This is a genomic window from Streptococcus parasanguinis, from assembly GCF_001578955.1.
In the GTDB taxonomy this organism is placed as follows: domain Bacteria; phylum Bacillota; class Bacilli; order Lactobacillales; family Streptococcaceae; genus Streptococcus; species Streptococcus parasanguinis_U.
Window position 1 is genome coordinate 183,961 of record NZ_KQ969689.1, and the last position, 1,086, is coordinate 185,046.

A 1,086-nucleotide genomic window follows, 5' to 3' on the forward strand; every position below is an offset into this window, starting at 1 on the left:
GTACTCCATTGATCGTTTCTGGTCAGACAGCTTCTGATACGAGCCAGCTCTACCACATGGCGGATGCTTATGTGAAGACCTTGACAGAGGACGATTACATTATCGATGTCCCATCTAAAACCATCGGTTTGTCTGATTCAGGAATCGATAAGGCAGAAAGCTACTTTAATCTTGAAAACTTGTACGATATTGAAAACGTAGCTTTGACTCACTTTATCGACAATGCCCTTCGTGCCAACTACATCATGATTTTGGATATTGACTATGTGGTCAGCGAAGATCAAGAAATCTTGATCGTCGACCAATTTACTGGTCGGACTATGGAAGGACGTCGTTATTCTGATGGACTTCACCAAGCGATTGAAGCCAAAGAAGGTGTTCCAGTTCAAGAAGAAACCAAAACATCTGCGTCGATTACTTACCAAAACCTCTTCCGTATGTACAAGAAGTTGTCAGGGATGACAGGGACAGGGAAAACCGAAGAAGAAGAATTCCGTGAAATTTATAACATTCGCGTGATTCCAATTCCAACCAACCGTCCGATTGCCCGTATTGACCATCCAGACCTTCTCTACCCAAGCTTGAAATCAAAATTCAAGGCTGTTGTGGAAGATGTCAAGTCTCGTCATGAAAAAGGTCAACCAGTCCTAGTAGGTACCGTTGCCGTTGAAACCAGTGATTACCTTTCTCAATTGTTGGTTCAAGCAGGTGTCCCTCACGAAGTTTTGAATGCGAAAAACCACTACAAAGAAGCGCAAATCATCATGAACGCTGGTCAACGTGGTGCTGTTACCATCGCGACCAACATGGCCGGACGTGGTACCGATATCAAGCTTGGTGAAGGTGTTCGCGAACTCGGTGGACTATGTGTTATCGGGACAGAACGTCACGAAAGCCGTCGGATCGATAACCAGCTTCGTGGACGTTCAGGACGTCAAGGGGATCCAGGTGAATCTCAATTCTACTTGTCTCTTGAAGATGAATTGATGCGTCGTTTCGGTTCTGAACGGATCAAAGCAGTGCTTGATCGCTTCAAGTTGAGCGAAGAAGAATCGGTGATCCGTTCAAATATGTTCACCCGTCAAG

Annotated in this window: 1 pseudogene; it reads left to right on the forward strand. The window is 45.1% G+C overall.

What is annotated here, in order from left to right:
• Positions 1-11 precede the first annotated feature (11 nt).
• Positions 12-1,086, forward strand: a pseudogene (locus tag SPADD19_RS12215) (preprotein translocase subunit SecA); the annotation flags it as partial.